Annotated in this window: 22 protein-coding genes; 4 read left to right on the top strand and 18 right to left on the bottom strand. The window is 45.6% G+C overall.

Translation table 11 applies throughout. From position 1 onward, the window contains the following. Positions 1–96: 96 nt before the first annotated feature. From ATY38_RS15010 to ATY38_RS14970, 9 genes are all read right to left on the bottom strand, one after another. Positions 97–1,032, bottom strand: a complete 936-nt coding sequence (locus ATY38_RS15010) for a CysB family HTH-type transcriptional regulator (protein WP_062560000.1) — start codon at positions 1,030–1,032, stop codon at positions 97–99. Positions 1,033–1,115: 83 nt separating this feature from the next. Further along, positions 1,116–1,976 (bottom strand): hypothetical protein, encoded by an 861-nt coding sequence (locus ATY38_RS15005; RefSeq protein ID WP_062559999.1) that lies wholly within the window; start codon positions 1,974–1,976, stop codon positions 1,116–1,118. A 65-nt stretch (positions 1,977–2,041) separates the two neighbouring features. Continuing rightward, the gene (locus ATY38_RS15000) at positions 2,042–3,142 is read right to left on the bottom strand and encodes a sulfate/molybdate ABC transporter ATP-binding protein (RefSeq protein WP_062559998.1); all 1,101 of its coding nucleotides are present in this window, start codon (positions 3,140–3,142) and stop codon (positions 2,042–2,044) included. Then, positions 3,139–4,020, bottom strand: coding sequence for a sulfate ABC transporter permease subunit CysW (gene cysW / locus ATY38_RS14995; RefSeq protein ID WP_062559997.1), 882 nt, complete (start codon positions 4,018–4,020; stop codon positions 3,139–3,141). Before cysW ends, ATY38_RS15000 begins: the two co-directional genes overlap by 4 nt. A gap of 8 nt (positions 4,021–4,028) precedes the next feature. Next, entirely contained in the window at positions 4,029–4,862 is an 834-nt protein-coding gene (gene cysT, locus ATY38_RS14990; RefSeq protein ID WP_062559996.1) for a sulfate ABC transporter permease subunit CysT, read from the bottom strand. Positions 4,863–4,920: 58 nt separating this feature from the next. Then, entirely contained in the window at positions 4,921–5,739 is an 819-nt protein-coding gene (locus ATY38_RS14985) for an EAL domain-containing protein (RefSeq protein ID WP_062559995.1), read from the bottom strand. 43 nt (positions 5,740–5,782) lie between these two features. Continuing rightward, positions 5,783–6,781 carry a sulfate ABC transporter substrate-binding protein gene (locus ATY38_RS14980; RefSeq protein ID WP_062559994.1) on the bottom strand — a complete coding sequence of 333 codons (999 nt, stop codon included), beginning with the start codon at positions 6,779–6,781 and terminating at the stop codon, positions 5,783–5,785. 33 nt (positions 6,782–6,814) lie between these two features. Next, entirely contained in the window at positions 6,815–8,524 is a 1,710-nt protein-coding gene (locus ATY38_RS14975) for an alginate export family protein (RefSeq protein WP_062559993.1), read from the bottom strand. Between the two features lie 151 nt (positions 8,525–8,675). Further along, complete coding sequence (locus ATY38_RS14970; RefSeq protein ID WP_013647939.1) at positions 8,676–8,873, bottom strand: YezD family protein; 198 nt, start codon at positions 8,871–8,873, stop codon at positions 8,676–8,678. A gap of 186 nt (positions 8,874–9,059) precedes the next feature. Between ATY38_RS14970 and nadC the strand changes: the two genes are divergently transcribed. Further along, the gene (gene nadC, locus ATY38_RS14965; protein ID WP_062559992.1) at positions 9,060–9,914 is read left to right on the top strand and encodes a carboxylating nicotinate-nucleotide diphosphorylase; all 855 of its coding nucleotides are present in this window, start codon (positions 9,060–9,062) and stop codon (positions 9,912–9,914) included. A 30-nt stretch (positions 9,915–9,944) separates the two neighbouring features. Here the strand turns inward: nadC and cysG are convergent, their stop codons facing one another. From cysG to ATY38_RS14935, 6 genes are all read right to left on the bottom strand, one after another. Further along, positions 9,945–11,375 carry a siroheme synthase CysG gene (cysG, locus tag ATY38_RS14960; RefSeq protein WP_062559991.1) on the bottom strand — a complete coding sequence of 477 codons (1,431 nt, stop codon included), beginning with the start codon at positions 11,373–11,375 and terminating at the stop codon, positions 9,945–9,947. Positions 11,376–11,526: 151 nt separating this feature from the next. Further along, entirely contained in the window at positions 11,527–12,525 is a 999-nt protein-coding gene (locus tag ATY38_RS14955; RefSeq protein ID WP_062559990.1) for a PstS family phosphate ABC transporter substrate-binding protein, read from the bottom strand. A 174-nt stretch (positions 12,526–12,699) separates the two neighbouring features. Continuing rightward, the gene (gene glmM, locus ATY38_RS14950) at positions 12,700–14,058 is read right to left on the bottom strand and encodes a phosphoglucosamine mutase (RefSeq protein WP_062559989.1); all 1,359 of its coding nucleotides are present in this window, start codon (positions 14,056–14,058) and stop codon (positions 12,700–12,702) included. Positions 14,059–14,102: 44 nt separating this feature from the next. After that, the gene (gene folP / locus ATY38_RS14945) at positions 14,103–14,897 is read right to left on the bottom strand and encodes a dihydropteroate synthase (protein ID WP_062560238.1); all 795 of its coding nucleotides are present in this window, start codon (positions 14,895–14,897) and stop codon (positions 14,103–14,105) included. Positions 14,898–15,037: 140 nt separating this feature from the next. After that, the gene (ftsH, locus tag ATY38_RS14940) at positions 15,038–16,954 is read right to left on the bottom strand and encodes an ATP-dependent zinc metalloprotease FtsH (RefSeq protein WP_062559988.1); all 1,917 of its coding nucleotides are present in this window, start codon (positions 16,952–16,954) and stop codon (positions 15,038–15,040) included. Positions 16,955–17,125: 171 nt separating this feature from the next. Further along, entirely contained in the window at positions 17,126–17,743 is a 618-nt protein-coding gene (locus ATY38_RS14935) for an RlmE family RNA methyltransferase (protein WP_062559987.1), read from the bottom strand. A gap of 30 nt (positions 17,744–17,773) precedes the next feature. Here ATY38_RS14935 and ATY38_RS14930 point away from each other — a divergent pair, with 30 nt between their 5' ends. After that, on the top strand, positions 17,774–18,127 hold the full coding sequence (locus tag ATY38_RS14930; protein ID WP_062559986.1) for a YhbY family RNA-binding protein: 354 nt from the start codon (positions 17,774–17,776) through the stop codon (positions 18,125–18,127). Between the two features lie 15 nt (positions 18,128–18,142). On the opposite strand, the gene greA is transcribed toward ATY38_RS14930, so the two are convergent. Genes greA through carA form a run of 3 tightly spaced genes read right to left on the bottom strand, consistent with a single transcriptional unit; the run spans position 18,143 to position 23,064 of the window. Continuing rightward, on the bottom strand, positions 18,143–18,619 hold the full coding sequence (greA, locus tag ATY38_RS14925) for a transcription elongation factor GreA (RefSeq protein ID WP_062559985.1): 477 nt from the start codon (positions 18,617–18,619) through the stop codon (positions 18,143–18,145). Between the two features lie 56 nt (positions 18,620–18,675). Beyond that, on the bottom strand, positions 18,676–21,885 hold the full coding sequence (carB, locus tag ATY38_RS14920; RefSeq protein WP_062559984.1) for a carbamoyl-phosphate synthase large subunit: 3,210 nt from the start codon (positions 21,883–21,885) through the stop codon (positions 18,676–18,678). A gap of 27 nt (positions 21,886–21,912) precedes the next feature. Further along, positions 21,913–23,064, bottom strand: a complete 1,152-nt coding sequence (carA, locus tag ATY38_RS14915) for a glutamine-hydrolyzing carbamoyl-phosphate synthase small subunit (protein ID WP_062559983.1) — start codon at positions 23,062–23,064, stop codon at positions 21,913–21,915. 425 nt (positions 23,065–23,489) lie between these two features. Between carA and ATY38_RS16975 the strand changes: the two genes are divergently transcribed. Further along, positions 23,490–23,801 carry an integrin alpha gene (locus tag ATY38_RS16975; protein ID WP_062559982.1) on the top strand — a complete coding sequence of 104 codons (312 nt, stop codon included), beginning with the start codon at positions 23,490–23,492 and terminating at the stop codon, positions 23,799–23,801. Further along, on the top strand, positions 23,798–24,175 hold the full coding sequence (locus ATY38_RS16970) for a hypothetical protein (protein ID WP_062559981.1): 378 nt from the start codon (positions 23,798–23,800) through the stop codon (positions 24,173–24,175). The genes ATY38_RS16975 and ATY38_RS16970 overlap by 4 nt, the downstream gene beginning before the upstream one ends. Positions 24,176–24,232 lie beyond the last annotated feature (57 nt).

The following is a 24,232-nucleotide window of genomic DNA, read 5'->3' as shown; positions in this document are numbered from 1 at the left end:
GTTTTATATCTGATAGATAGATTGTAAGACTTATCCCGGGTGGATGTATTCCAGCAATTGTCCGCAAGTTACTTTGTCGCAGAGCGTGCGAATTTTTTATTCCACATCAATAAGTGGATTGATGTCGGAACGAATTACCGATTCACTTAACGTGGGCATACATAACTCAATAAACCGGTAAGCATAACCCCGCAGAAAATGATTACGACGAACTGAAATAAAGGTTGTATTCTTTTCGAACAAGTATTCGCTATCCAGTTTAATGAGCGTTGTATCCCGTTCGGGTGAAAAAGCGACGGAAGCAATGATTCCGATACCTAATCCCAACTTTACATAGGTTTTGATGACATCTGCATCCAGTGCAGACATGGCAACATCCGGAATCAGCCCCATTTTGGCGAAAACTTGATCGATTCTAAACCGGCCCGTCATTCCATGGTGATAGGTAATGATCGGAAACTCTGCAATAGCCTCGAGTGTGAGGGGATAGACAGACTGCAAGGGATGCCCCGCAGGAACGATAACTGCATGTTGCCAGGTATAATAGGGAAAAGACACCAGGTCCACCGCGCCTTCCAATGCTTCAGTCGCAATACCGATATCGGCCTCGCCATCAATCAGCATGGATAAAATTTCATCCGGCCTGGATTCATGCAGGATCAGCTGAACTTTTGGAAATATCTTTTTAAACTCCGCCACCACAGGGGGTAACGTGTACTGCGCTTGCGTATGCGTTGTCGCTAGGGTTAAGTGTCCTTGATCATGATTACTAAATTGCTCGGCTAAGCGTTTGATATTTTTCGTGTCAAATAAAATGCGCTCGACAATTTTGACCAGCTCTTTTCCCGGTTCGGTCAAGCCGATAAATCGTTTACCCTTACGAATGAATAATTCGATATTCAGCTCATCCTCCAGGTCTTTGATATGTTTGCTGACGCCGGATTGCGATGTGAATAAGGCATTGGCAACCTCGGTCAAATTATAATTCCGCTTTACGGTTTCATTGATAATGCGCAATTGTTGAAAATTCATTGCCTTTCCTCAGATATTTAACCTAATAAAATGACTGTAATCTACTTATTCGAATCCATTGTCACATTGATTGTCGAGCTTCATCATAAGCATCTTAGATGATCCGTAATCAGCTTGTCGTAATAGTCACCTTGTACCAGGTCAAATTTTGCAGAAGCGGCAATATCAGCCTGTTTCTCATTTTTAACTTGTTGTAGAATGGTTTTTCCTCCCTGTATATTTTGTAGCTCTGTCAACGGCTTAAGCGTTTCTGGCCAACTCATGTCTGAATACTGGTTTGTTGCTGTATCAGGTGCATTAATGCGCAAAAAATCGGCTGATAATTTTGTGATTATTTCCCGAATCCCGTCAGCAACGTATAACGAGCCGATATTTAGCGCGATCTGATAGCTACGCTGACGATAATTGTTTAACCCATCCAGCAATTGAGTATGATGTAAAGCATAAAAATTATTGATTGCCATTGAAATAACCACATTCTGTGTCGCCAATCCGCATTTGATTATACTTTCCTCAAAGTAAGCTCCATGACCCTGTTGAACGCCAAGGATATGCCTAGGATCAACATCCAGAAAAAGCACGCCACCGTTTTCAGAGTAGTTGAGGTAGTTCAACATGTGAACCGTGCGGCACAGACGATCCAGGTTGATAATGGATTGAAAGTCGGCGGGTTGCGTAATAACTTCGGTGAGCAGGTTCCCGATTTCTATAAGCTGTTCGCTGGGTTGATTGTGAGTATAGGGTGTGACCGATATCTGTGCGATATGACCGACAAGTTTTTCGTTATCATGTGTCTGCCGAACAGATTCGAACACGCTACTGATCTGAATGGGTCCAAAAATACCGCTCACAAGATCAATTTTTATCGTGAATGGTCGAATATTGGAATGGTGCTCGGTTGCAAAGCGATCGTTAAAATAATCCACCAGTGGTTGTAAATGCATACTTATTTCCTTTTTTTATCTTTTACGGGTTTAATTCCTCGTTTTCTTGTCGCGATTGCAGTGTCTCAGGTTGCTTGTACTGTATTATTTGCGCTATTTTTCTGACTTGGAAACAAATCAAGACGACGAGGTTTGATAAATACTTCATCGCCTTTTGTCAGCTGTAACTCGCGAAAGCGCTCCTTGCTGATTTCGACTTGGATCGGGGTTTTGTCCTCATCATTGTTGCGGACCAACTCCAATCGGACAATTGGGCCCACCGAGAGTACGTGAATCACACGTGCCGCCATTGCTGCTTCGCCTTTATAAGCACGTTCCACCTCGATCTCGTGCGGACGTACATAGGCAATTGCGGCAAGTTCGTTAGCATCCGCGTGCTCTGGTGCAGCGACTTCAATATCGCCAATCCAGGCGCGCCCGTGATGCAGTCGGCTATGGAATAGATTCACATTTCCAAGAAATTCATAGACAAATGGACTGGAAGGCTGTTCATACACTTCATCCGGGGTGCCGATTTGTTCAATTTTGCCTTCATTCATGACAACCACCCGATCAGCAACTTCAAGCGCTTCTTCCTGATCATGTGTGACGAATACGCTGGTAATGTGCATATCGTCATGCAAGCGTCTGAGCCACGAACGCAGCTCCTTGCGTACTTTGGCATCCAGGGCGCCAAAAGGCTCATCCAGCAATAATACTTTGGGTTCTACAGCAAGTGCACGTGCCAATGCAATACGTTGGCGCTGACCGCCCGAGAGTTGGTGCGGGTAGCGATCCGCCAACCAATCCAGCTGCACCAGGTGTAATAATTTCATCACACGATCACGGATTTCTTGTTGGGTAGGGCGGAATTTCTTCGGGCGCACGTTTAAACCAAAAGCCACATTCTCAAAAATAGTCATGTTGCGAAATAGCGCATAGTGCTGAAATACAAATCCCACTTGACGTTCGCGTACGTGTTGATCGGTTGCGTCTTCGCCGTGAAATAGCACCTGACCGCTATCAGCTGTTTCAAGCCCTGCAATTACACGCAGTAACGTAGTTTTGCCGGAGCCTGACGGTCCCAGTAGCGCCAGTAATTCGCCGGAGTGTACTTGCAGGCTGACATTATGTAGCGCAGTAAACGTTCCGAATTGTTTGGAAAGACTAATAACTTCAATGCTCATTCATCACCTCGTTGTGTCTGATGTTGTTTGTTGCGAAATTCAATTAGCGTTTTTAGCGCCAGTGTGACTAAAGCCAGTAAAGCTAGCAAAGAAGCTACTGCAAATGCAGCGGCAAAGTTGTATTCGTTGTAGAGAATCTCGACATGCAACGGCATGGTATTGGTACTGCCGCGAATATGTCCTGAAACAACCGATACTGCGCCAAATTCACCCATCGCCCGCGCATTACAAAGAATGGCGCCATACAATAGTCCCCATTTGATATTGGGTAAGGTAATTTTGCAAAAGGTTTGCCAGCCGCTTGCACCCAATACCACGGCCGCTTCCTCCTCTTCGGTTCCTTGTGCTTGCATTAATGGAATTAATTCCCGCGCGATAAACGGTACCGTAACGAAGACAGTCGCTAATACGATGCCTGGAACAGCAAAAATAATTTTGATGTCATGCTCTGCCAACCAAGGCCCCAGCCACCCTTGCAATCCAAACACAAGCACATAAATGAGCCCGGAAACCACCGGAGAGACAGAAAAAGGCAAATCAATCAACGTGATTAGCAGGTTTTTGCCGCGAAACTCGAATTTGGCGATTGCCCAGGCAGCAGCGATACCAAACACTAAATTCAGTGGTACCGCTATCGCTGCCACGGTTAGGGTCAGTTTGATAGCGGAAACCGCATCAGGATCGGTGATTGCCGCCAGATAAACATCTACCCCTTTCTTGAAAGCTTCATAAAAAACTGAAATCAATGGCACGAAAAGGAATAATGTTAAGAATGCCAACGCCAATCCAATCAAGAAACAACGTACCCAGGAGGGCTCTTGCGTAGCGCGTTGCTGGAAAGTTTTACCGGATAAAGGAAATGTAATGGTAGTCGTCATAATTGTTCTCAGGCCCGTGCACTGCGGCGCCGGCTCCACCATTGCAGCAGATTAATAATCAATAACAGAATGAAAGAAATTACCAACATCACAACCGACAATGCTGTGGCGCCCGCATAATCGTACTGTTCCAGCTTGGTGACAATCAGTAGCGGCGTAATTTCAGAAACCATCGGCATGTTTCCGGCAATAAAAATAACCGATCCGTATTCACCGATTGCACGCGCGAAGGCCAGTGCAAAACCGGTCATCAAGGCGGGAAATAAGATAGGAAAGATCACATGCGCGAAGGTTTGCCAGCGATTGGCGCCAAGCGTAGCCGCTGCTTCTTCTAATTCGGCCTCAATATCTTCGAGTACCGGTTGTACGGTACGCACGACAAACGGCAATCCAATAAACGTCAGTGCTACAAAAATTCCTAACGGCGTGAAAGCCACTTTGATTCCCAATGGCTCGAGATACTGACCGATCCAGCCATTACGGGAATACAGCGCGGTTAGAGCAATTCCGGCCACGGCGGTCGGCAGTGCGAAGGGGAGATCGACTAAAGCATCGATTATTTTTTTACCGGGAAAATGATAACGCACCAATACCCACGCCACTAACAGACCAAAAAATGCATTGACAAGAGCAGCCGCAAACGAAACACCGAAAGTCAGTCGATAGGAGGCCACCACTCGCGGTGTCGTAACGATGGTCCAGAACTCGGACCAGGTCAGTTCGGCGGTACGGATGAATGCCGCTGAAAGCGGTATCAAAACGATTAAACTCAAATACAGCAGCGTAAATCCGAGCGCCAGATTAAAACCCGGCAAAATGCTGTGTTGCTTAAAATTGTTCAAATCGGACTCCTTTGTAGGTTATTCCATTTGCAAGGGTTAACTGTTTCTATTTGCTGCATTAGATACGATGTAAAAGATCGCGCGTGTTGATGGCCTGCTCAGGTTGGCGGAGTAAATTTCCCTGCAAATAATCCGCGTTGGCTTTGAGGGCAGTCGCAAATTGAATCGATGTTTCGATTTCTCGCACCAGTAAGCTGGCACCCGCATTATGAATGGCGTCCACCAGTGAGGGGATGTCTTCCTGCTGAATCAGATCATTGGCAGTAATGCGCACGATATTGGGATACAGGCTCCCTAGTTTTATCATCCAGTCACTGCAACCAATGCTGTAATTGGCTGCAATCAAATAACTGCGGGAGCGATAGTTGGCGATCACATGCCGGAGTAATTTCCAGTTGCGATTAACCGTGACGGGAATCTCGATCACTACCCGGGAAGTTCTTACGCCGATCAAGTCAAGAAAGTTTTCAAATGCCTGTCCGTGGTCGTCTTTGACACTCTCGAGCAAACGCGGATGAACTTCGACAAACAAGTTATCCGATGGGTAAGGATGATTGAAATAATAATTCGATGCATGAATTGCGCGGCACAAACGATCCAGCTCAACCAATTGCTCATCTTTCGAGGCTAATGAAAATATCTGCCAGGGCCAGAGCACTATTTCTCCATCCGCTTTTGCACGGATATACGCTGCATGACCCATCGTCTGGCCTTGGGAAACGCTAAAAACGGGTTGAAAAATACTGATCAGCTCGTGTTGAAAGAAACGTCCGCTGATCCACCCTTTTTCATCGCGTTGAAGATAATAGTCGGTGGCGGATTGGATGAGCTCAAACTCATCTTTGATGGTATGAGGATGTTTTACCGATGCATTCATGGAATTTTCTCTCTACAAATTTAAGTAGCGCGCTACAATGTGATCACTTCAAGTAAATCTGATCGAAATGTGCGCCATCGGCGAAATGGATTTTGTGTGCATTCTTCCAGCCGCCAAAAGCGTCATCGATTTTGAACAATTCAATTTTTGGAAACTTCTGGGCATATTTCTCCGCTATCTTTGCATGAGTAGGCCGGTAGAAATGTTTGGCGGCGATTTCCTGCCCTTCTTCCGAATAGAGGAACTGCAAATAAGCTTCGGCAATCTGGCGTGTGCCACGCTTGTCGACCACTTTGTCCACCACTGCAACGGGTGGTTCCGCCAGAATACTCAAAGAAGGAATAACAGTTTCAAATTTGTCTGCCCCATATTCCTTGAGGGCGAGGAATGCTTCGTTTTCCCATGTAATCAGAACATCACCCACACCTCGTTCCACAAATGTTGTCGTTGAGCCACGTGCACCGGAGTCCAGCACCGGTACATTTTTATAGATATTGCCGACAAAATCTTTGGCTTTATCTTCACCGTAGCGTTGTTTGCCATACTCCCATGCCGCGAGGTAATTCCATTGGGCGCCACCGGAAGTTTTTGGATTGGGCGTAATGACGGCTACGCCGGAACGCGCAAGATCATCCCAATCTTTAATGCCTTTGGGATTGCCTTTACGTACCAGGAAAATGATTGTTGAGGTATAGGGGGTGCTATTCAGGGATAAACGCTGCTGCCAATTTTCCGGCAATAATTTGGCAATTTCTGCGATGGCATTGATGTCGTTGGCCAGGGCCAGCGTCACGACATCGGCTTCCAGTCCATCGATGACAGAACGGGCCTGTTTGCCGGAGCCGCCGTGAGATTGCCGGATGACTACTTTCTCGTGGTTTTTTGCCTGCCAATGCTTGACAAAAGCTGCATTGAATTCCTGGTACAGTTCACGCGTCGGGTCATAGGAAACATTTAAGAGTGTTTTTTCCGCCAGCACGCTGCCGCTGATGATGAGACTTGTTGCCAGAATGCTTGTTGCCAGCCATGTTTTAGTCTTCATGATTTTTTCTCCAGAGTAGAAATTTAAAATGGTTTATAAGAGACTGATGAGTACTTCAAAGTACAAGAAATCCGTATCTCCTGAGCGATGATCCACGCAAGGATGGGAATGCCCGTTAGCGCAAGACGGGCTTGCTGCAATGCGGTTCCTTACGAATTCACCCGCAGTAAAATGGGTATATCCCAGTATGGTGTTGATTCTCGGGGTAGGTTGGTAGCGTATGCGTCCTTCAAAGGCATGGCCGCCGAAATCACCACTTTGCCCGGTACGGTCACGATTGAATCCGGGATCCCTGACGGTATTACTGATATTGCCATCGAGAATATCGAACATGCGATCGGTTTTACTGGCCAGCCAGTAGGCACCATAACCCAGCTCAAACCCGAGTTTCTGGGTCGGAGTAAATTCAAATCTGATTTTTGGAGCCTTAAGATTCTCATAAATTACGTAGTGATCCGCTGACCAAGGCCGTGCAAATCCAAAGAAACGATCAAAACGGTTGTCGACATTGTCAGTAGGATCTTTGTCACCGCTGGCATACCCATAAAATAAGCCAACACGGGGTTTCCAAGAATGCTCAAATGTTCGTCCTACTTCGATGGTATATCCATTCGCATCCACGCGATTGGGGCCGGAGAAACCCAGCTGGTGGTTGTAGCTGACATCGAAATCAACAATATTGCCTGCCTTGCCATAAACACGGAACCCTGGCATATGAATTTCCCGATCCAGCCGATTGGTGGCTGTAAAACCATTTGGATCACCTTGCTGCTTCTGCCCCATGTAGTATGTCTGGATGGTAGCGATGTCAGACCACTTGCGCCAAGTGCCGATCCCGCCAAAAAACCACAGATTGCTATTAGCCTCGTCAAATTTGGTTTGCAAGCGTCTAACCGGTTGCATGCCAAACAGATCAAGTTCCCAGTCATTGGCTTCACGCCCCAGATTCAGCCGGAAACCTTCAAACGTATTCGTGGTGTTGCGCCATTCATTACGTGCGATAAATCGCCGATCGGTGGTCTCGTAAGCCATGCGTCCAACCCGGAATCGGATTGGGCGATCGTTACCCCGGTCATCGGCACCGAGTGCTTTTTTGAAATTTAATTCGCCATAAGCATTGAGCAGATCGAACTCATTTCTTTCCTGATCAGTAATGGCATGCTTATTGTTATAGACCCTCGAATCTTGAAACTCCACCGCAAACCGGAAAGGATCCAATATATTCTTTATTCCAATCCATGCTCGGTTACGCAAGAAGAATGGATTATCTTCTCCTCCTTCAACCCGGCGTATGTCATTGTTGCGCCACTCATAGCGCGTGCGATGTTCCAAACCGACGTCCAGCCAGGTAATATCTTTAAAAGCCGGAATGCCGATATCGCTTAATTGCCGCACATACCGTGGCGGATCGGAATCCGGATTGGTGGCATAGCTATTGGAACGCTGATGATAGCTGGTTGATTGCGCGGCAACCGGTGTTGTTGGTGGGGATTTAACTTGTGGCTCGATCGTTGGCAAAGTTTTTTCAACTTCGGATGCTTTTCCCGTTGGTTTGGATTGGTCCGGTGTGTTATTTCCCAACGGCCTGCCCATATCCACCGCAATTTGTTGCGCCAGCTGAACGATAGTTTGCTGCATGGTTTCAAAGTTTATTGAGGGCTTATTATCCGAAGCTGCGTATGCCGGACGGATAATCAAGGTGCTAAGAAACGCAGCCTGTAGAAAAAAATGAAATGATTTCAAGGTATTCTCCTGAGTGCACCTTCCGAAACTTCGGCTAGGTCACTGATTTTGTTTTTACGTTCTCACCTCCTTGTGTGGGGTCGGTGTTATTTTTATTTGTTTGGATTTAACTCGCTATTGCCCGCACAAACCCGGGAGTTGTCCGGCTTAGTCATGGTTCCAGCGTTTTCCGGGTAGGCTTGCTTTGACTTAAACGAATTTTCTTACGGCATTCTATTTGCACAACCTTGCCATCGTGAATCACAACCTCAACTGATCCATATTCGATACTGGTTACAGCGCCCAGGATTTCTTCGATAACATCCGTATTAAGTTGATTACTCTTGTGTGTTGTTGTTAGTTGTGTCATTGCTGAAATAATCGTTGTTGCGAGAGCCGTGAATTTACTAGTCTTACTTTATTCTTGGAACTAATAAAAATTCATTTACTTATCATTTTTTTGCATATGGCAATATTGGCGGTACTGAAGGTATGCATGTCATAGAGGAGTCAATATGATATTTTTCATTCCTGATTAACAATTAGGGAAAAGAAATTGCAAGATTTACATAATGAAATACACGCTAACGTGCAATGTGCATTGAAAGAAGATATAGGTGCCGGTGACTTAACGGCATCACTGATTCCTCGTGAAAGTGTATTGAGTGCTGCGATAATCAGTAGGGAAAATGCCGTATTGTGCGGAGTACAGTGGTTTGAGGCTTGTTTCCTGGCATTATCGCCTGAAACGCTCATCACATGGTTTGCCAATGATGGGGATCTTGTTCAGTCTGAACAAAAGCTTTGTGAGATTCAGGGAAAATCCCGCGATTTGCTGACTGCAGAACGTTCTGCGCTGAATTTTTTGCAAATGTTATCCGCCGTAGCGACACAAACAAAACGTTTTGTCGATGCCATTGCGGATACTGAAACTGTCATTGTGGATACGCGTAAAACACTTCCCGGATTGCGGTTGGCGCAAAAATATGCCGTGACATGCGGCGGCGGCGTTAATCATCGCTTAGGTCTGTATGATGGGATTTTGATCAAAGAAAATCATATCATTGCGGCAGGCAGTATCCGATCCGCCTTAAGCAGAGCATTGGCGATTGCCCCTCCGGGAGCTGTTATCCAAATTGAAGTGGAATCCCTGTCGGAATTACAAGAAGCGCTGACGGCCGGAGCTGCCATGGTGCTGCTGGATAATTTTACGTTGAAGCAGTTATCGGAGGCAGTTATTCTGACGCATCAGCAATCTGAAAAGCGGGTAATTCTGGAAGCATCCGGTAACATAACACTGGATAACGTGCGTCAGGTGGCCGAAACCGGTATTGACCGAATTTCAATCGGTAGTTTAACTAAAAATATTCAGGCGATTGACTTGTCGATGAGATTCAAGGCATCGAAGTAATATACTAATAAATCAGTGCCATTTTCTTATTTAACCATTTGATTCCATATCAATCAAATGGGTCTTAGAATTTTCAAGTGCTGGCTCAAACCATGCAAGATTTTTGTGCAGTTTGACAACTTCTCCAACAATAATCAGCGTGGGAGGGGACAAATGCGCCGTTGCGGCCAAGTTAGGTAGTGTTTGCAAGGTTCCGATCACGATCTCTTGTTGTTGCGTCGTACCTTGTTGAATGATTGCTGCGGGCATAGAACTCGGCAAGCCGTGGGAGATCAGTTGCCGGGATAACACGGGTAATCCAAGCAATCCCATATAAACCACAATGGTCTGGTTGGGGCAGGCGAGGCGTGGCCAATCGAGATCAATCGTATTATTTTTTAGATGACCGGTCACAAAAATGCATGATTGCGCGTAATCACGGTGTGTCAGCGGAATTCCTGCATATGCGGAAACACCCGATGCAGCCGTAATACCTGGTACAACTTGAAAAGGAATATGGTTTAAAGCCAGAGTTTCAATTTCTTCACCACCCCGGCCAAAAATAAAAGGATCCCCCCCCTTAAGTCGCAACACTCGTTTACCTTCCTGCGCCAACCGTACCAGCAGTTGATTGATCGATTCCTGTTTCAGTGTGTGGCGGTTACGTTCCTTGCCAGCGTAAATACGTGTGGCGTCACGGCGCACCATATCCAGAATTGCAGTTGAGACCAGACGGTCATAAACGACTACATCGGCCTGCTGCATCAGACGCATAGCACGAAAAGTCAGTAAATCAGGATTACCCGGTCCGGCACCGACCAAGTAAACCTCACCTTGCGGCGGTTCATTTTTTTCCTGTTGCAGCGATTGCAGCAAATAATTTTGAGCAGTTTTATCTTTACCAGCCAATATCATTTCAGTAAACGGACCTTGTAGGATTGTTTCCCAGAAAATGCGCCGTTTCGCCGGGTGGGTGAAGTGTTGTTTTACGCGCTTACGAAACTTTCCTGCAATGGTAGCGATGCGTGCGTAAGCGACAGGTATCATGGTTTCCAGTTGTGCACGCAGCAATCGCGCCAAGACCGGTGATTGCCCGCCGCTGGAGACCGCGATTAGGAGTGGGGAGCGGTCGACGATGGATGGCATGATGAAAGTGCATAATGCCGGGTTATCAACGACATTAACCGGAATCCGTCTCTCTTGCGCCGCTTCGGAAACTTGCTGATTAATAGCATGATCATTTGTTGCAGCGATTACCAGGGCAATATTGTGCAGATGTTCGGGTTGAAAGCACTTAGCCCGATGATTGATAGTGCCGTGAGCAGCGTACTCATCTAAAACACTCTCCAGTTCAGGTGCTACCACTGATACTTGCGCACCGGCCTGGAGCAACAGCATAACCTTGCGGGTGGCGACTTGACCACCACCTACGATCAGACAAGTTTTGTTTTTAATATCTAAAAAGATTGGCAGGTAATCCATTACTTACGCAGTTTATCCCATTTATGAATGGCAAAGAAGTGCTGTTCAATTCTAAGCCAAATAATGGCTTATACTTTGAACAGCACTTCCTTGTGCGCATTAATTACAACAGGTATCGCTGAAAATAGAATATCTTATGGCAAGTAGCGGTTTATAAACTAGATTCCAATTTAAGGATGTCTTCCAGTTTTATGTTGGTTCCGGTGCCTTTGAACACAGTACCTACTTTTTTCTTGTTTAAGTGTTCGAGATTAAGATCATATACTTCTTTGGAGAGTGGGAAATATTTCACTTCTGTAACCAGCTCTGTTGCGTTCTGCATATAGAAATTAATAAATTCATTCACTGCCGGTTTTTCTGTGGATTTAGCATTAACGTAAATGAATATCGGGCGCGATAATGGTTTATAGCTGTTGTTTTCTACGGTTGCCGCAGAAGGAAGTACACCGCCATCCCCACTATCAATTGCAACGGCATTAATTTTTTTACTATTTTCGATGTAATAGGCAAAACCGAAGAATCCTAATGCATAGAGATCACTTGCAACGCCTTGCACCAGGACGTTATCATCCTCTGATGCCGTAAAATCGCCACGGCTTGATTTGGCCTTACCAACAATAGCTTCCGTAAAGTACTCAAAGGTACCAGAATCCGCTCCTGGACCATAAAGTTTGATTTTTTTGTCCGGCCATGCCGGGTTTATTTGATTCCAGCTGGTGATTTTGCCTTGTGCGGAAGGTTCCCATATTTTTTGCAATTCTTCGACTGTGATGGTTTTGCTCCACGTGTTTTTTGGGTTAACAACCACAGTTAAAGCGTCAAAAGCGATGGGCATTTCAACAAATTGCACACCTTCTTTCTTACACGCTTCCATTTCCAACTCAGTAATGGGGCGGGATGCATTCACGATATCGATTTCATTCCGGCAGAATTTCTTGAATCCGCCGCCTGTTCCAGAAATGCCGACAGTGACTCGAATTGCGCCGCGTTTGGCTATTTGAAAATCTTCCGCAACGGCCTCAGTAATGGGAAAAACAGTGCTTGAGCCATCAATTTTCACGATCGGCGTGGCGCTGGCGAAGCCTGCATAGAAGAGCGCACTCAGGAAAGCTGCTGCAATGGGAGCTCTGAAGTTCAAAGAATTCAACATATTTATACGTGCTCCAAATGAATAAAGTAGAGGATGAGCGTTTTAAAAAACTACGCGCTATACTATTTCAGAATTGTTACAGGATTATGACAATTTTTATGTTTTGTTGCTAAACCTGATCCTGCAGCGCGTATAGATTGTTCATCGTATCAGCATGCGAAAAATGATCACGCGTTATGCGCTGGCAATTTGAACGACTTTAGCGATGCGCTCAGTCCAGTAATTAACTTTTTGTTTGGATTGACTCTCGACCATTACACGAATAAGGGGCTCCGTTCCCGAGGCCCGAATGAGTAGACGCCCGTTACCGTTTAGATCAGCTTCGGCTTCTTTGCGCACAGTATTAATCGCTTTATTGCTGGTAAAATTAAATGGCTTGGGGATTTTTACATTGATCAGTCGTTGCGGGTATAGAGAGATGCCACGCATAAATTCTGCCAATGTCTTATCGGCATCCCGAAGTGCATATAGAACTTGCAAAGCGGATATTATGCCATCACCGGTTGTATGTTTGTCCATGCAAATGATATGCCCGGAATTTTCGCCGCCAAGGTGCCACCCTTGCTCTTGCAGCAATTCGAGTATATAGCGGTCACCGACATTGGTTCGGAGAAAAGGAATGTGCAGTTTCTTAAATTGATTTTCAATTGCTAGATTTGTCATTAGGGTGCCTACGACACCTCCAGTGAGTATTTTTCTCTGTTTCCGATGCTTAGCGATAATATAAATCAGTTGATCGCCATTGTAAGATCTACCTTGTTTATCCACCATCATGACCCGATCACCATCGCCATCCAACGCAATGCCCAAATCAGCATGATAGTGTTTAACCGCTTTTTGCAATGTGGCGCCATGAGTAGCGCCGCATTCAAGATTGATATTTAATCCGTTGGGTTGTACGCCAATGGTAACGACATCGGCGCCCAATTCATGCATAACGTGACCGGCAATATGATATGCAGCCCCATGCGCACAGTCGATTACAATGCGAAGTCCGCGCAGATCCAGGTTATAGGGGAAAGTACTTTTACAGAATTCGATATAGCGACCAGCGGCATCGTCAATTCGTTGAACCTTACCTAACTGTGCGGAAGGCTTGGTTACTATGGGTGTATTTAACTCAGCCTCGATTTTGTGCTCCATTTCATCCGGAAGTTTGCAGCCGACTGCGGAGAAGAACTTTACGCCATTATCTTCAAACAGATTATGTGAAGCTGAAATAACAATACCAGCCTGCAGCCGCAATGCACGAATCAGATAGGCAATGGCTGGAGTCGGCATTGGTCCTGACAGGAGAACATCCACGCCCGCTGCACATAATCCGGCTTCCAGAGCAGATTCCAGCATATAACCGGATACTCGCGTGTCTTTGCCGATTAGAACTGTGGGACGTTTTCCTTCCATGAGATGCCAGTCGGCGGCTGCCAAGACTTTTCCGGCCGAATAGCCTAAGTGCATAATAAAATCAGGCGTAATAGGAAATTGTCCTACCCGGCCTCGTATGCCATCTGTTCCAAAATATTTTTTAGTCAATTTATGAAGTTATGATTGAGAATAAACAAAACGCCACATACAGTTTACTGATCAAACTGGCTATCGCAATCTCGCAGGGCATTGTAGATAGCAAGAGCTGCTTTACTTGCTTTGACATCATGCACGCGCACAATTTTGGCACCTTTGATTACGGCAAGCAAGGCTGCGGCAACACTCTCATGCAGCCGCTGATCTATATTGTTTCCGGTAATTGCGCCCAGCATGGATTTGCGGGACAAGCCTGCCAATATTGGAGTACCAAATGTGGTGAATTCATTGAGCTGATTAAGTAATGAAAGATTATGTTGCAATGTTTTGCCAAACCCAAAACCGGGATCGACAACCAGCCGGTTAAGTGCAATACCTGCTGCGTTTGCCGCTTGGATTCGCTGTTGTAAAAAATATTTTACCTCAGAGACCACATCTTTGTATTGCGGATTGGTTTGCATCCTTTGGGGCGTGCCTTGCATATGCATCAAACAAACCTGCACATGCCTATGCGGTGCTATAGCTTCCAGCGCTCCCGGGTTGCGCAGTGCATTGACATCATTAATCATAAAAGCTCCCGCTTCGATTGCATGCTTCATCACCTCAGGTTTGGAAGTATCTATGGAAATAGGAATACCGGTGTCTGCAAGAGCCTCCAGTACGGGTATAACGCGCATTAATTCTTCATCGGTATTGACATACTGGCTTCCGGGTCGCGTTGATTCTCCACCTATATCAAGAATATCAGCGCCTTCGTCAATGAGGTTTTTTGCATGCGCAATGGCTTTCCGGGTGGACAAAAAGAGCCCGCCATCTGAAAAGGAATCAGGGGTTACGTTAATTATACCCATTATCAACGGTTGATTGGATGAAGCGATAAAATCGATAAAATCGTGAGGAAATGAAGGCACAGTAAGAAATGAACGAGTAATTAAAAACGGGATACGATTTTATAAAATCGTATCCCGTTAGTTAAAAAAATTAGCAATGGTTAATCAGTTTCTTTGGCGACCTCTCGCGGTGCCTGGGATTCGCTTTTCTCTTCAGTCTCTTCTGTTGAAGACTCATCACTCGCAGTTGAAGATATGATTTGCGGTGGTTTGGGCGGGCGAGGTGGGCGACCTTCCATAATATCTTTGATCTGATCGCTATCAATCGTTTCCCATTCCAGTAAAGCTTGGGTCATGGCCTCAATTTTGTCTTTGTTTTCTTCAATGAGTTTGCGTGCAATAGCATATTGTTCATCGACTATGCGGCGAACCTCTGCATCAACTTTTTGCATGGTTGCTTCACTCATGTTTTTATGAGTAGTTACTGAGCGACCAAGAAAAACTTCGCCTTCATTTTCACCATAAACCATTGGGCCAAGCTCGTCAGACATCCCCCACTGGGTTACCATTTGACGTGCTAAGTCTGTCGCGCGCTCAAAATCATTCGATGCACCAGTGGTCATTTGCTTCATGAAAACTTCTTCAGCTATACGCCCGCCAAACATTACCGAAATCCTTTGTAGTATTTCCTCACGTTCCATGCTGAAACGATCTTCTGTCGGCAGTTGCATGGTTACACCCAAAGCGCGGCCCCTTGGGATGATTGTTACTTTATGTACGGGGTCAGTTTTGGGTAGTAATTGAGCTACTACTGCGTGCCCTGATTCATGATAAGCAGTATTTCTACGTTCATGTTCCGGCATAACCATTGAGCGTCGTTCTGCACCCATAAATATTTTGTCTTTAGCACGTTCAAAGTCATCCATATCTACCAGACGTTTGTTACTTCGAGCCGCAAACAGCGCTGCTTCATTGACTAGGTTCGCCAAATCAGCGCCCGACATACCGGGCGTACCACGCGCAAGAATATCTGCTTTTACATCAGGTGACAGCGGAACCTTGCGCATATGGACATGCAGAATTTGTTCGCGTCCCCGTATATCAGGTAATGGCACCGTTACTTGACGGTCAAAACGACCGGGGCGTAACAAAGCTGGATCCAATACATCGGGGCGGTTGGTTGCAGCGATTACAATCACGCCCATGGCACCTTCAAATCCATCCATTTCTACCAATAACTGATTAAGTGTTTGTTCGCGTTCATCGTTTCCGCCACCTAGGCCAGCACCACGCTGACGACCTACTGCATCAATCTCATCGATAAAGATAATGCAGGGCGCATGTTTTTTGGCTTGCTCAAACATATCACGAACTCTGGATGCGCCTACGCCGACAAACATTTCAACGAAATCTGAGCCGGAAATGCTAAAGAACGGTACCTGAGCCTCTCCAGCAATAGCCCGAGCAAGCAACGTTTTTCCGGTTCCCGGACTACCTACCATCAATACACCGCGTGGGATTCGTCCCCCAAGTTTCTGGAATTTTGTAGGGTCGCGTAGGAATTCAACCAGTTCAGCAACTTCTTCTTTAGCTTCCTCGCAACCGGCAACATCATTAAAGGTTACGGTATTGGTTGATTTGTCGAGCATGCGTGCTTTACTTTTGCCAAATGAGAATGCACCACCATTACGCCCGCCACCTTGCATCTGGCGCATGAAAAATATCCATACGGCTATCAGCAGAAGCATTGGAAACCATGAAATAAAGATACTCATCAACATAGAGGGTTCTTCTTCCGGTTTTGCTTCAACAATAACACCAGCTTTCAACAGATCACTTACCATCCAAGGATCGGATGGCGCATATGTGGTGAAACGCCGCCCATCAGACTTTGTCCCTTTAAGTGTGCGTCCTTCGATAATAACTTTAGCGATTCTGCCTTGATTCAATTCGGTTATAAATTGCGAGTATTCCATAGGCACTTGCGTCGGTTGACGAACGCTGAATTGATTAAATACAGTCATCAACACTAGTGCAATTACCAGCCAAATGGCCATGTTTTTAATTAAGTTATTCAAGATAGCTCCTTGGTTTGCACCTAAAAATCATCAATTAGTTACTCTAACTTCTCTTTACTATAACAGAATAGTTCGTTTTTAATAATAAATGTGCTATCGGATTCTCATCCTACTACTAACTTTTATTGTAATCACTGGGGGGATCCATTCATTTCTGATCGATTTTACTGATTATTTTTTCCCTAACCCCAATAAATACAATTCATTGCTGCGATCACGCGATGCTTTAGGTTTTCGTATAATTACGTTTTTAAATCCAGCACGCATATCGAAAAGGAATTGATCAAAATCCCTGCCTTGAAAAACTTTGACTAGAAAATTTCCGCCATAGTTCAGTTGTTCCATTGAGAAAGCTAACGCCAGTTCTGCTAAATACATACTTCTGGCTTGGTCGCTGATAACGATTCCACTCATATTGGGTGACATATCCGAAATGACAAGATCGAGTTGATCATTTCCTAAATTTTTTTTTAATTCAACGATGACATATTCTTCTCTAAAATCACCTTGAATAAATTCTACACCGGGTAACGACGTCATCTCAAGAATATCAACCGCAATAACTTTGCCACCGCGACCTATTTTATGGCTGGCTACTTGAGACCAGCTGCCGGGTGCTGCGCCTAAATCAACAACAGTCAATCCTGGTTTTAGGATTTGATCTTTTTCAGTAATTTCAAGCAACTTATACGCAGCACGTGAACGATATCCCTCTTTCTTTGCTTGTTTGACAAAAAAATCATTGACATGCTCTTTCATCCAAGCTTTACTGGTTTTGGCCCGTTTCATCAAGTAGAATAATGCGTTTTAAGAGAATTTATGTTAACACTAACTATTGCTCATCGGCGTGAATTAAAGGCACAAGCGCATGCGTTGAATCCGGTTGTGATGATTGGAAAATCAGGATTATCCCCTAGTGTTATAGAAGAATTAAATCGTGGGCTTTCAAGCCATGAATTGATTAAAATCAGGGTATTGATAGATGATCGGATTGCCAGAAATGAATTGTTTGAAAAGATATGCCAGCTGTTAAATGCTGCACCTGTGCAGCATATTGGTAAAATTTTTATTATTTATCGACCTCGGCCAGAAGAGGCTGAAAAACAGCAGGAGCGTTCATCACAAAAAAAGACCAGAACACCTTTTCGCACCAAGCGAAGTTTCCAGAACTAAATTTGATAGCAACATTTAGATGTATTTGACATCCAATATTTCGTATTCACGAATACCGCTAGGCGCATGAACTTCTGCAATATCCCCTGCATATTTACCAATAAGTGCACGTGAAATGGGAGAGCTGATGGATATTTTTCCATCCTTAATGTTAGCTTCATCATCTCCTACGATTTGATAAGTCACCACCTCGCTACTTTGCAAATCTTCCAATTCAACTGTGGCACCGAAAACACAAGCACCATCCGCATTGATGAGAGCCGGATTAATGATCTGTGCGCTAGAAAGTTTACTTTCCAGTTCGGCGATGCGCCCTTCAATAAATCCCTGTTTTTCCTTGGCAGCATCATATTCAGCATTTTCTGAAAGGTCGCCATGAGCACGTGCTTCTGCAATTGCGGCAATAACGGCAGGGCGGTGAATCGTTTTCATATCATGCAATTCTTTACGCAATGCTTCAGCTCCAGCCACGGTTAACGGAATAGTACTCATTGTAATTTTTTACCTTTCATTTTTATCCTGTTTCAAAAAGTCGAATCCAATTTCATCTACGCTTGGAGTTGTATATGCAATTTCTGCAGATTATAAACCTGCAATTCACGTTTGTTAGTGATGCCTACACAGGCAGCACGTGCACCGGCTAAAGTTGTATAGTAAGTTACTTTCGCCTGGAGTGCAGCATGGCGAATTGAATATGAATCCCGTATTGCACTACGCTGATTTTTTACAGTGTTAATGATCAAACTGATTTCACCATTTTTAATCATGTCAACAATGTGCGGTCGCCCCTCAGCAACCTTATTGATGATAATCACCTCTATTCCAGCTTCTGTAATGGCAGCAGCAGTGCCTCGCGTCGCATAAAGCGTGAAGCCGAGTTCTGCAAGGTTGCGTGCGATTTCGACCGCATGCAATTTATCCGAGCGCCGCACGCTAATAAAAATTTTTCCGGAAGCAGGCAGGCGAACATCGGTTGCTAATTGGGATTTAACAAAAGCTTCCGCAAAAGTGGATCCCATACCCATTACTTCTCCGGTAGACTTCATTTCCGGACCTAATATCGTATCAACACCGGGAAGTTTTATAAAGGGAAAAACAGCTTCTTTGACAGAATAATAAGACGGAATCACTTCTTGGGTAACATTTTGCTCGATTAAAGATTTTCCCGTCATACAGCGTGCCGAAATTTTGGCGAGTTGAATGCCGGTTGCTTTGGAAATGAAAGGTACAGTACGCGAGGCCCGGGGATTGACTTCAAGTACATAAACCGTATCATCTTGAATCGCAAATTGTACATTCATCAGTCCAACGACATTTAGCATGCGTGCCATTTCAGCAGTTTGCCGACGTAACTCATCCAGTATCTCAGGTTGTAAATTAAATGTTGGCAGCGAACACGCAGAATCACCGGAATGTACGCCTGCCTGTTCAATATGTTCCATGATGCCGCCAATAAGAACTGTTTCGCCGTCACAAATCGCATCGACATCGACCTCGGTAGCGTGCGTGAGAAAATGATCTAACAATACCGGTGAGTCATTGGAAACTTTAACGGCTTCACGCATATAGCGTTCCAGATCGGCTCGCTCATGCACGATTTCCATAGCGCGTCCGCCTAATACATAACTGGGTCGTACCACTAATGGATAGCCAATTTCTTCCGCGGCGATCAGAGCCGCTTCGGGATTGCGTACGGTGCGGTTAGGGGGTTGGATTAAACCTAATTGCTGGAGCATTTTCTGAAAGCGCTCGCGATCTTCGGCGCAATCGATCATGTCCGGGCTGGTGCCAATAATCGGTACGCCATTGGCTTCCAGGTCGCGGGCGAGCTTAAGAGGCGTTTGCCCGCCATACTGTACAATTACGCCATCAGGTTTTTCCACGGCGACGATCTCGAGTACATCTTCTAATGTCAGTGGTTCAAAATATAATCGATCTGAGGTGTCATAATCGGTTGAGACGGTCTCCGGATTACAGTTAACCATGATGGTTTCAAATCCGTCCTCTCGTAACGCTAAGGCGGCGTGAACGCAACAATAATCAAATTCTATCCCCTGGCCGATACGATTAGGGCCGCCACCCAAGACCATAATTTTCTTTTTATCCGTGGGGTAAGATTCGCATTCATCCTCGTAGGTTGAGTACAGATAAGCTGTACTGGTAGCAAATTCGGCCGCACAAGTATCAACGCGTTTGTAGACCGGATGCAAATTAAACTGATGCCGTTGTTTACGAACTGCGGTTTGATCAGTGCAGAGTAATTTTGCCAATCGCCGATCGGAAAAACCGCTGCGCTTTAGTTTACGTAACGCCTGTTTATCGAGTGTTTCCAGCTGAATTTTTGTCAATGCTTGCTCTTGTTTAATCAGGTCTTCGATTTGTGCCAGAAACCAAATATCGATATGCGTCAACTGATGAATTTCTTCCAGTGAAAGATTTTGACGAAAAGCATCGGCGACATACCAGATTCGTTCTGGGCCAGGGTTGGCCAGCTCAGTTTGGATGGTTTCCAGGTTGTCGGTTTTTTCATCTAATCCGTCAACACCGGTTTCCAGTCCGCGTAAGGCTTTTTGTAGGGATTCCTGGAATGTTCGGCCGATTGCCATGACTTCACCGACGGATTTCATTTGTGTTGTCAGGCGATCATTGGTTTGTGGGAATTTCTCAAAAGCAAAGCGTGGTACTTTGGTAACCACGTAATCAATCGTCGGTTCAAACGAGGCGGGTGTAATTCCCCCAGTAATGTCATTACCCAACTCGTTCAGAGTATAGCCAACCGCGAGCTTGGCTGCGATTTTGGCGATCGGAAACCCGGTTGCTTTAGATGCCAAGGCGGAAGAACGTGAAACCCGTGGATTCATCTCTATTACCAGCATGCGACCATTGTCAGGATTGATGGCAAACTGCACATTGGAACCACCGGTTTCGACGCCAATTTCACGCAATACTGCAATCGAAGCATTGCGCATCAATTGATATTCTTTATCCGTCAGTGTTTGTGCGGGCGCTACTGTAATCGAGTCACCGGTATGCACACCCATCGGGTCGATGTTTTCAATGGAGCAGACAATAATGCAATTATCGTTCTTGTCCCGTACTACTTCCATTTCAAACTCTTTCCAGCCGATCACGGATTCTTCGATCAGTAATTCCTTGGTAGGGGAGGTTTTCAACCCACGTTCGCAGATATCGAGAAATTCTTCTCGATTATAGGCAATGCCGCCGCCACTGCCACCCATGGTGAAGGAAGGGCGAATAATCGCTGGATAACCCAGCATAGCCTGAACTTGCAACGCCTCTTCCATACTGTGCGCCACCGCAGAGCGGGCGGAGCCTAAGCCGATGCGAGTCATGGCTTGCTTGAATTTTTCGCGATCTTCTGCCATATCAATGGCTTCACGCGAAGCGCCGATCAGTTCAACATCATATTTTTCCAATACACCGTGCTTGACCAGATCCAGCGCACAATTCAGCGCAGTCTGGCCACCCATCGTGGGTAATAAAGCCTGTGGTCGTTCAATTGCAATGATTTTTTCGATCATGTTCCAGGTAATGGGCTCGATATACGTGGCGTCGGCCATTTCAGGATCAGTCATGATGGTGGCAGGATTGGAATTGACCAGAATGATACGATAACCTTCCTCTCGCAAAGCCTTGCAGGCTTGCACGCCGGAATAATCAAACTCACAGGCCTGGCCGATAATGATGGGGCCGGCGCCGATGATGAGTATGGATTGAATGTCGGTACGTTTAGGCATGCTTTCTAACGTGGTATCAGGTAGTGGTTATTGGGGGTTATTTTTATGACGCTGCATCATATTGATGAATTTATCAAACAGATAATCAGCCTCGTGCGGACCTGGGCTGGCTTCCGGGTGTCCCTGAAAACAAAACGCCGGCTTGTCGATTAACTCAAAGCCTTGCAAACTGCCATCGAACAGGGATACATGCGTGATACGTGCCGTGGCGGGCAACGTATCAGCATCGACTGAAAATCCATGATTCTGACTGGTAATGATAACTTTCCCGCTGACGATATCCTGTACCGGGTGATTAGCGCCATGATGGCCAAATTTCATTTTTACGGTGCGTGCGCCGCTAGCCAATCCCAATAATTGGTGACCCAGGCAGATGCCAAAGATCGGGATATTGCTTTTCAATAGGGACTGGGTTGCAGAAATGGCGTAATCGCAGGGTTCAGGGTCGCCGGGGCCATTAGAGAGAAATACGCCATCAGGTTGCGTTGCCAGAATTTCATCGGCGGATGTTTGCGCGGGGAAAACCGTTACCTTGCAGCCACGTTGCGCCAACTTGCGCAAAATCGTGCGCTTGATACCAAAATCAAAAGCTGCAACGTGAAACTGGAAATTTTCCGGAGTCTGAAAACCGGATTCTAACGACCATTCACCTTCTGTCCAGGTATACGATTGATGGCAACTGACCACTTTGGCGAGATCCATGCCGGACAATCCGGGAAACTCTCTTGCAGTTTGTAATGCTTTTTCCTCATCTATCTCTCCCGTCATGATGCAGCCTGATTGTGCGCCTTTTTCGCGCAAGATGCGCGTCAGCTTGCGGGTATCAATTTCAGCAATGGCAACGACCCCTTGTTCATGAAGAAACTCGGATAAATTATGGGTTTTGCGAAAACTGCTTGCCATCAACGGAAGATCGCGAATCACCAAACCTGCCGCATGAACCTTGTTGACATTGCCGGATTCGAAATCTTCTGGATTGATCCCGGTATTGCCGATGTGTGGATATGTTAAGGTGATAATTTGCTGACAATAAGACGGATCAGTCAATATTTCCTGATAACCGGTTATGGCGGTATTAAACGCCACCTCGCCTGCTTTGATGCCGTCAATGCCAATAGACACGCCACGAAAAATTGTTCCATCGGCGAGCGCTAGGATGGCATGCGGTCGTTGTGACACAGAAAAACTCCTTGGAAACTGACAAAATCTGGAAAACAGAACCAGGACTGACTCGTTTAGATGCCTTGGTTATTGAAGAAAGGATTATACGTGAAAAAGGTTTATTTTTCTATTTGTGAAACTTATGCTGCCGGATTAATTCTCAAAAGGGATGTGATGAGAAATTGAAATAAATAGATACTTATAATCGATATATTGCTGTATCAAGAAGCCTGGATGTGTAATTCCCCTCCGCAGCGCAAAACATCCACAGATAATTTCCCCATAGTTTTTACTGTTGATAAATGATGTCCGGAGTGAAAAAGATGCGGCAACACTGGAGTCCGTAAGAATCCTTGGTTTTCCCACGCAGATTGCGGACCTCGTATTCGATATTCTTGTTTCCGGTTCCAGCTATGCAGTGTTTGGCAAAGCTTCAGGTTTAAATGCTGCAACAGATATATCCAGTCTCAATTGGTAATAACGGTTTTCGTTTAGATGGTGTGTTAGGAGGGAGTTACTCGAGCTTCTCGGTCAACAGAGCGGGAAACATCAATGGAAATGAGTTTGATGATGTGATTGCGGGAGTTCCTGGCACCGACCCGAATGGTAATAGTTGGGGCTCCAGTTATGTGATCTTTGGCCGCGCAGCAGCTAAGTCGATAAAGTATATTTTCAAGGTACGTCTGGAGATGATAATTTTATTGGCACCAAAGCTCCAGAGTGCTTCAGTGGCGAGGCAGGCAATGGCCGGATGATCGGTCGAGGCGGTGCAGATTCGTTTGATGGTGGTGCCGGTAACGATTACATTCGCATATCGAGTGGTGATTTCGAGCTTGTCGACGGTGGTACAGGTACCGATACTTTAGGATTGACCGGAAGCAACTTTAATTTGGATCTATCGGGTGTGATCGACAAAATTCACGGAATTGAGGCCATCGCCTTGTATGGTAATGGCGACAACACCTTGACGCTGATGGCGCAGGATGTCATCGATTTATCAGATAACGCAAACACTCTAAGGAACATCTGGACAAGGTTCTGCAGGATGCATGAATTGACTCTTATGCCGTGCTCAACTGCCCGTCAAAGATCATCACCATACGCATCAAATTGTAAAATATTAGCGTGAAGAAGCACCTTCACCTTCGAGAACGCCAAGCTGACCAAGTTCCACCTCGGCAATGCT

Origin of the sequence: Nitrosomonas ureae, assembly GCF_001455205.1 — a bacterium.
Taxonomy (GTDB): domain Bacteria; phylum Pseudomonadota; class Gammaproteobacteria; order Burkholderiales; family Nitrosomonadaceae; genus Nitrosomonas; species Nitrosomonas ureae.
The sequence above is the reverse complement of the archived record's forward strand: the minus strand, read 5'-3'. Positions and strand labels throughout refer to the sequence as shown.

Bases quoted from the DNA above. Each gene is read 5' to 3' on its own strand.
- ATY38_RS15010 (WP_062560000.1), bottom strand. From the start codon at position 1,032: ATGAATTTTCAACAATTGCGCATTATCAATGAAACCGTAAAGCGGAAT.
- ATY38_RS14980 (WP_062559994.1), bottom strand. From the start codon at position 6,781: ATGAAGACTAAAACATGGCTGGCAACAAGCATTCTGGCAACAAGTCTC.
- ATY38_RS14970 (WP_013647939.1), bottom strand. From the start codon at position 8,873: ATGACACAACTAACAACAACACACAAGAGTAATCAACTTAATACGGAT.
- ATY38_RS14930 (WP_062559986.1), top strand. From the start codon at position 17,774: ATGTTAACACTAACTATTGCTCATCGGCGTGAATTAAAGGCACAAGCG.
- ATY38_RS15000 (WP_062559998.1), bottom strand. From the start codon at position 3,142: ATGAGCATTGAAGTTATTAGTCTTTCCAAACAATTCGGAACGTTTACT.
- carB (WP_062559984.1), bottom strand. From the start codon at position 21,885: ATGCCTAAACGTACCGACATTCAATCCATACTCATCATCGGCGCCGGC.
- greA (WP_062559985.1), bottom strand. From the start codon at position 18,619: ATGAGTACTATTCCGTTAACCGTGGCTGGAGCTGAAGCATTGCGTAAA.
- ATY38_RS14935 (WP_062559987.1), bottom strand. From the start codon at position 17,743: ATGAAACGGGCCAAAACCAGTAAAGCTTGGATGAAAGAGCATGTCAAT.
- ATY38_RS16970 (WP_062559981.1), top strand. From the start codon at position 23,798: ATGATCGGTCGAGGCGGTGCAGATTCGTTTGATGGTGGTGCCGGTAAC.
- ATY38_RS14985 (WP_062559995.1), bottom strand. From the start codon at position 5,739: ATGAATGCATCGGTAAAACATCCTCATACCATCAAAGATGAGTTTGAG.
- cysW (WP_062559997.1), bottom strand. From the start codon at position 4,020: ATGACGACTACCATTACATTTCCTTTATCCGGTAAAACTTTCCAGCAA.
- cysG (WP_062559991.1), bottom strand. From the start codon at position 11,375: ATGGATTACCTGCCAATCTTTTTAGATATTAAAAACAAAACTTGTCTG.
- ATY38_RS16975 (WP_062559982.1), top strand. From the start codon at position 23,490: ATGCTGCAACAGATATATCCAGTCTCAATTGGTAATAACGGTTTTCGT.
- ATY38_RS15005 (WP_062559999.1), bottom strand. From the start codon at position 1,976: ATGCATTTACAACCACTGGTGGATTATTTTAACGATCGCTTTGCAACC.
- ATY38_RS14955 (WP_062559990.1), bottom strand. From the start codon at position 12,525: ATGTTGAATTCTTTGAACTTCAGAGCTCCCATTGCAGCAGCTTTCCTG.
- folP (WP_062560238.1), bottom strand. From the start codon at position 14,897: ATGGGTATAATTAACGTAACCCCTGATTCCTTTTCAGATGGCGGGCTC.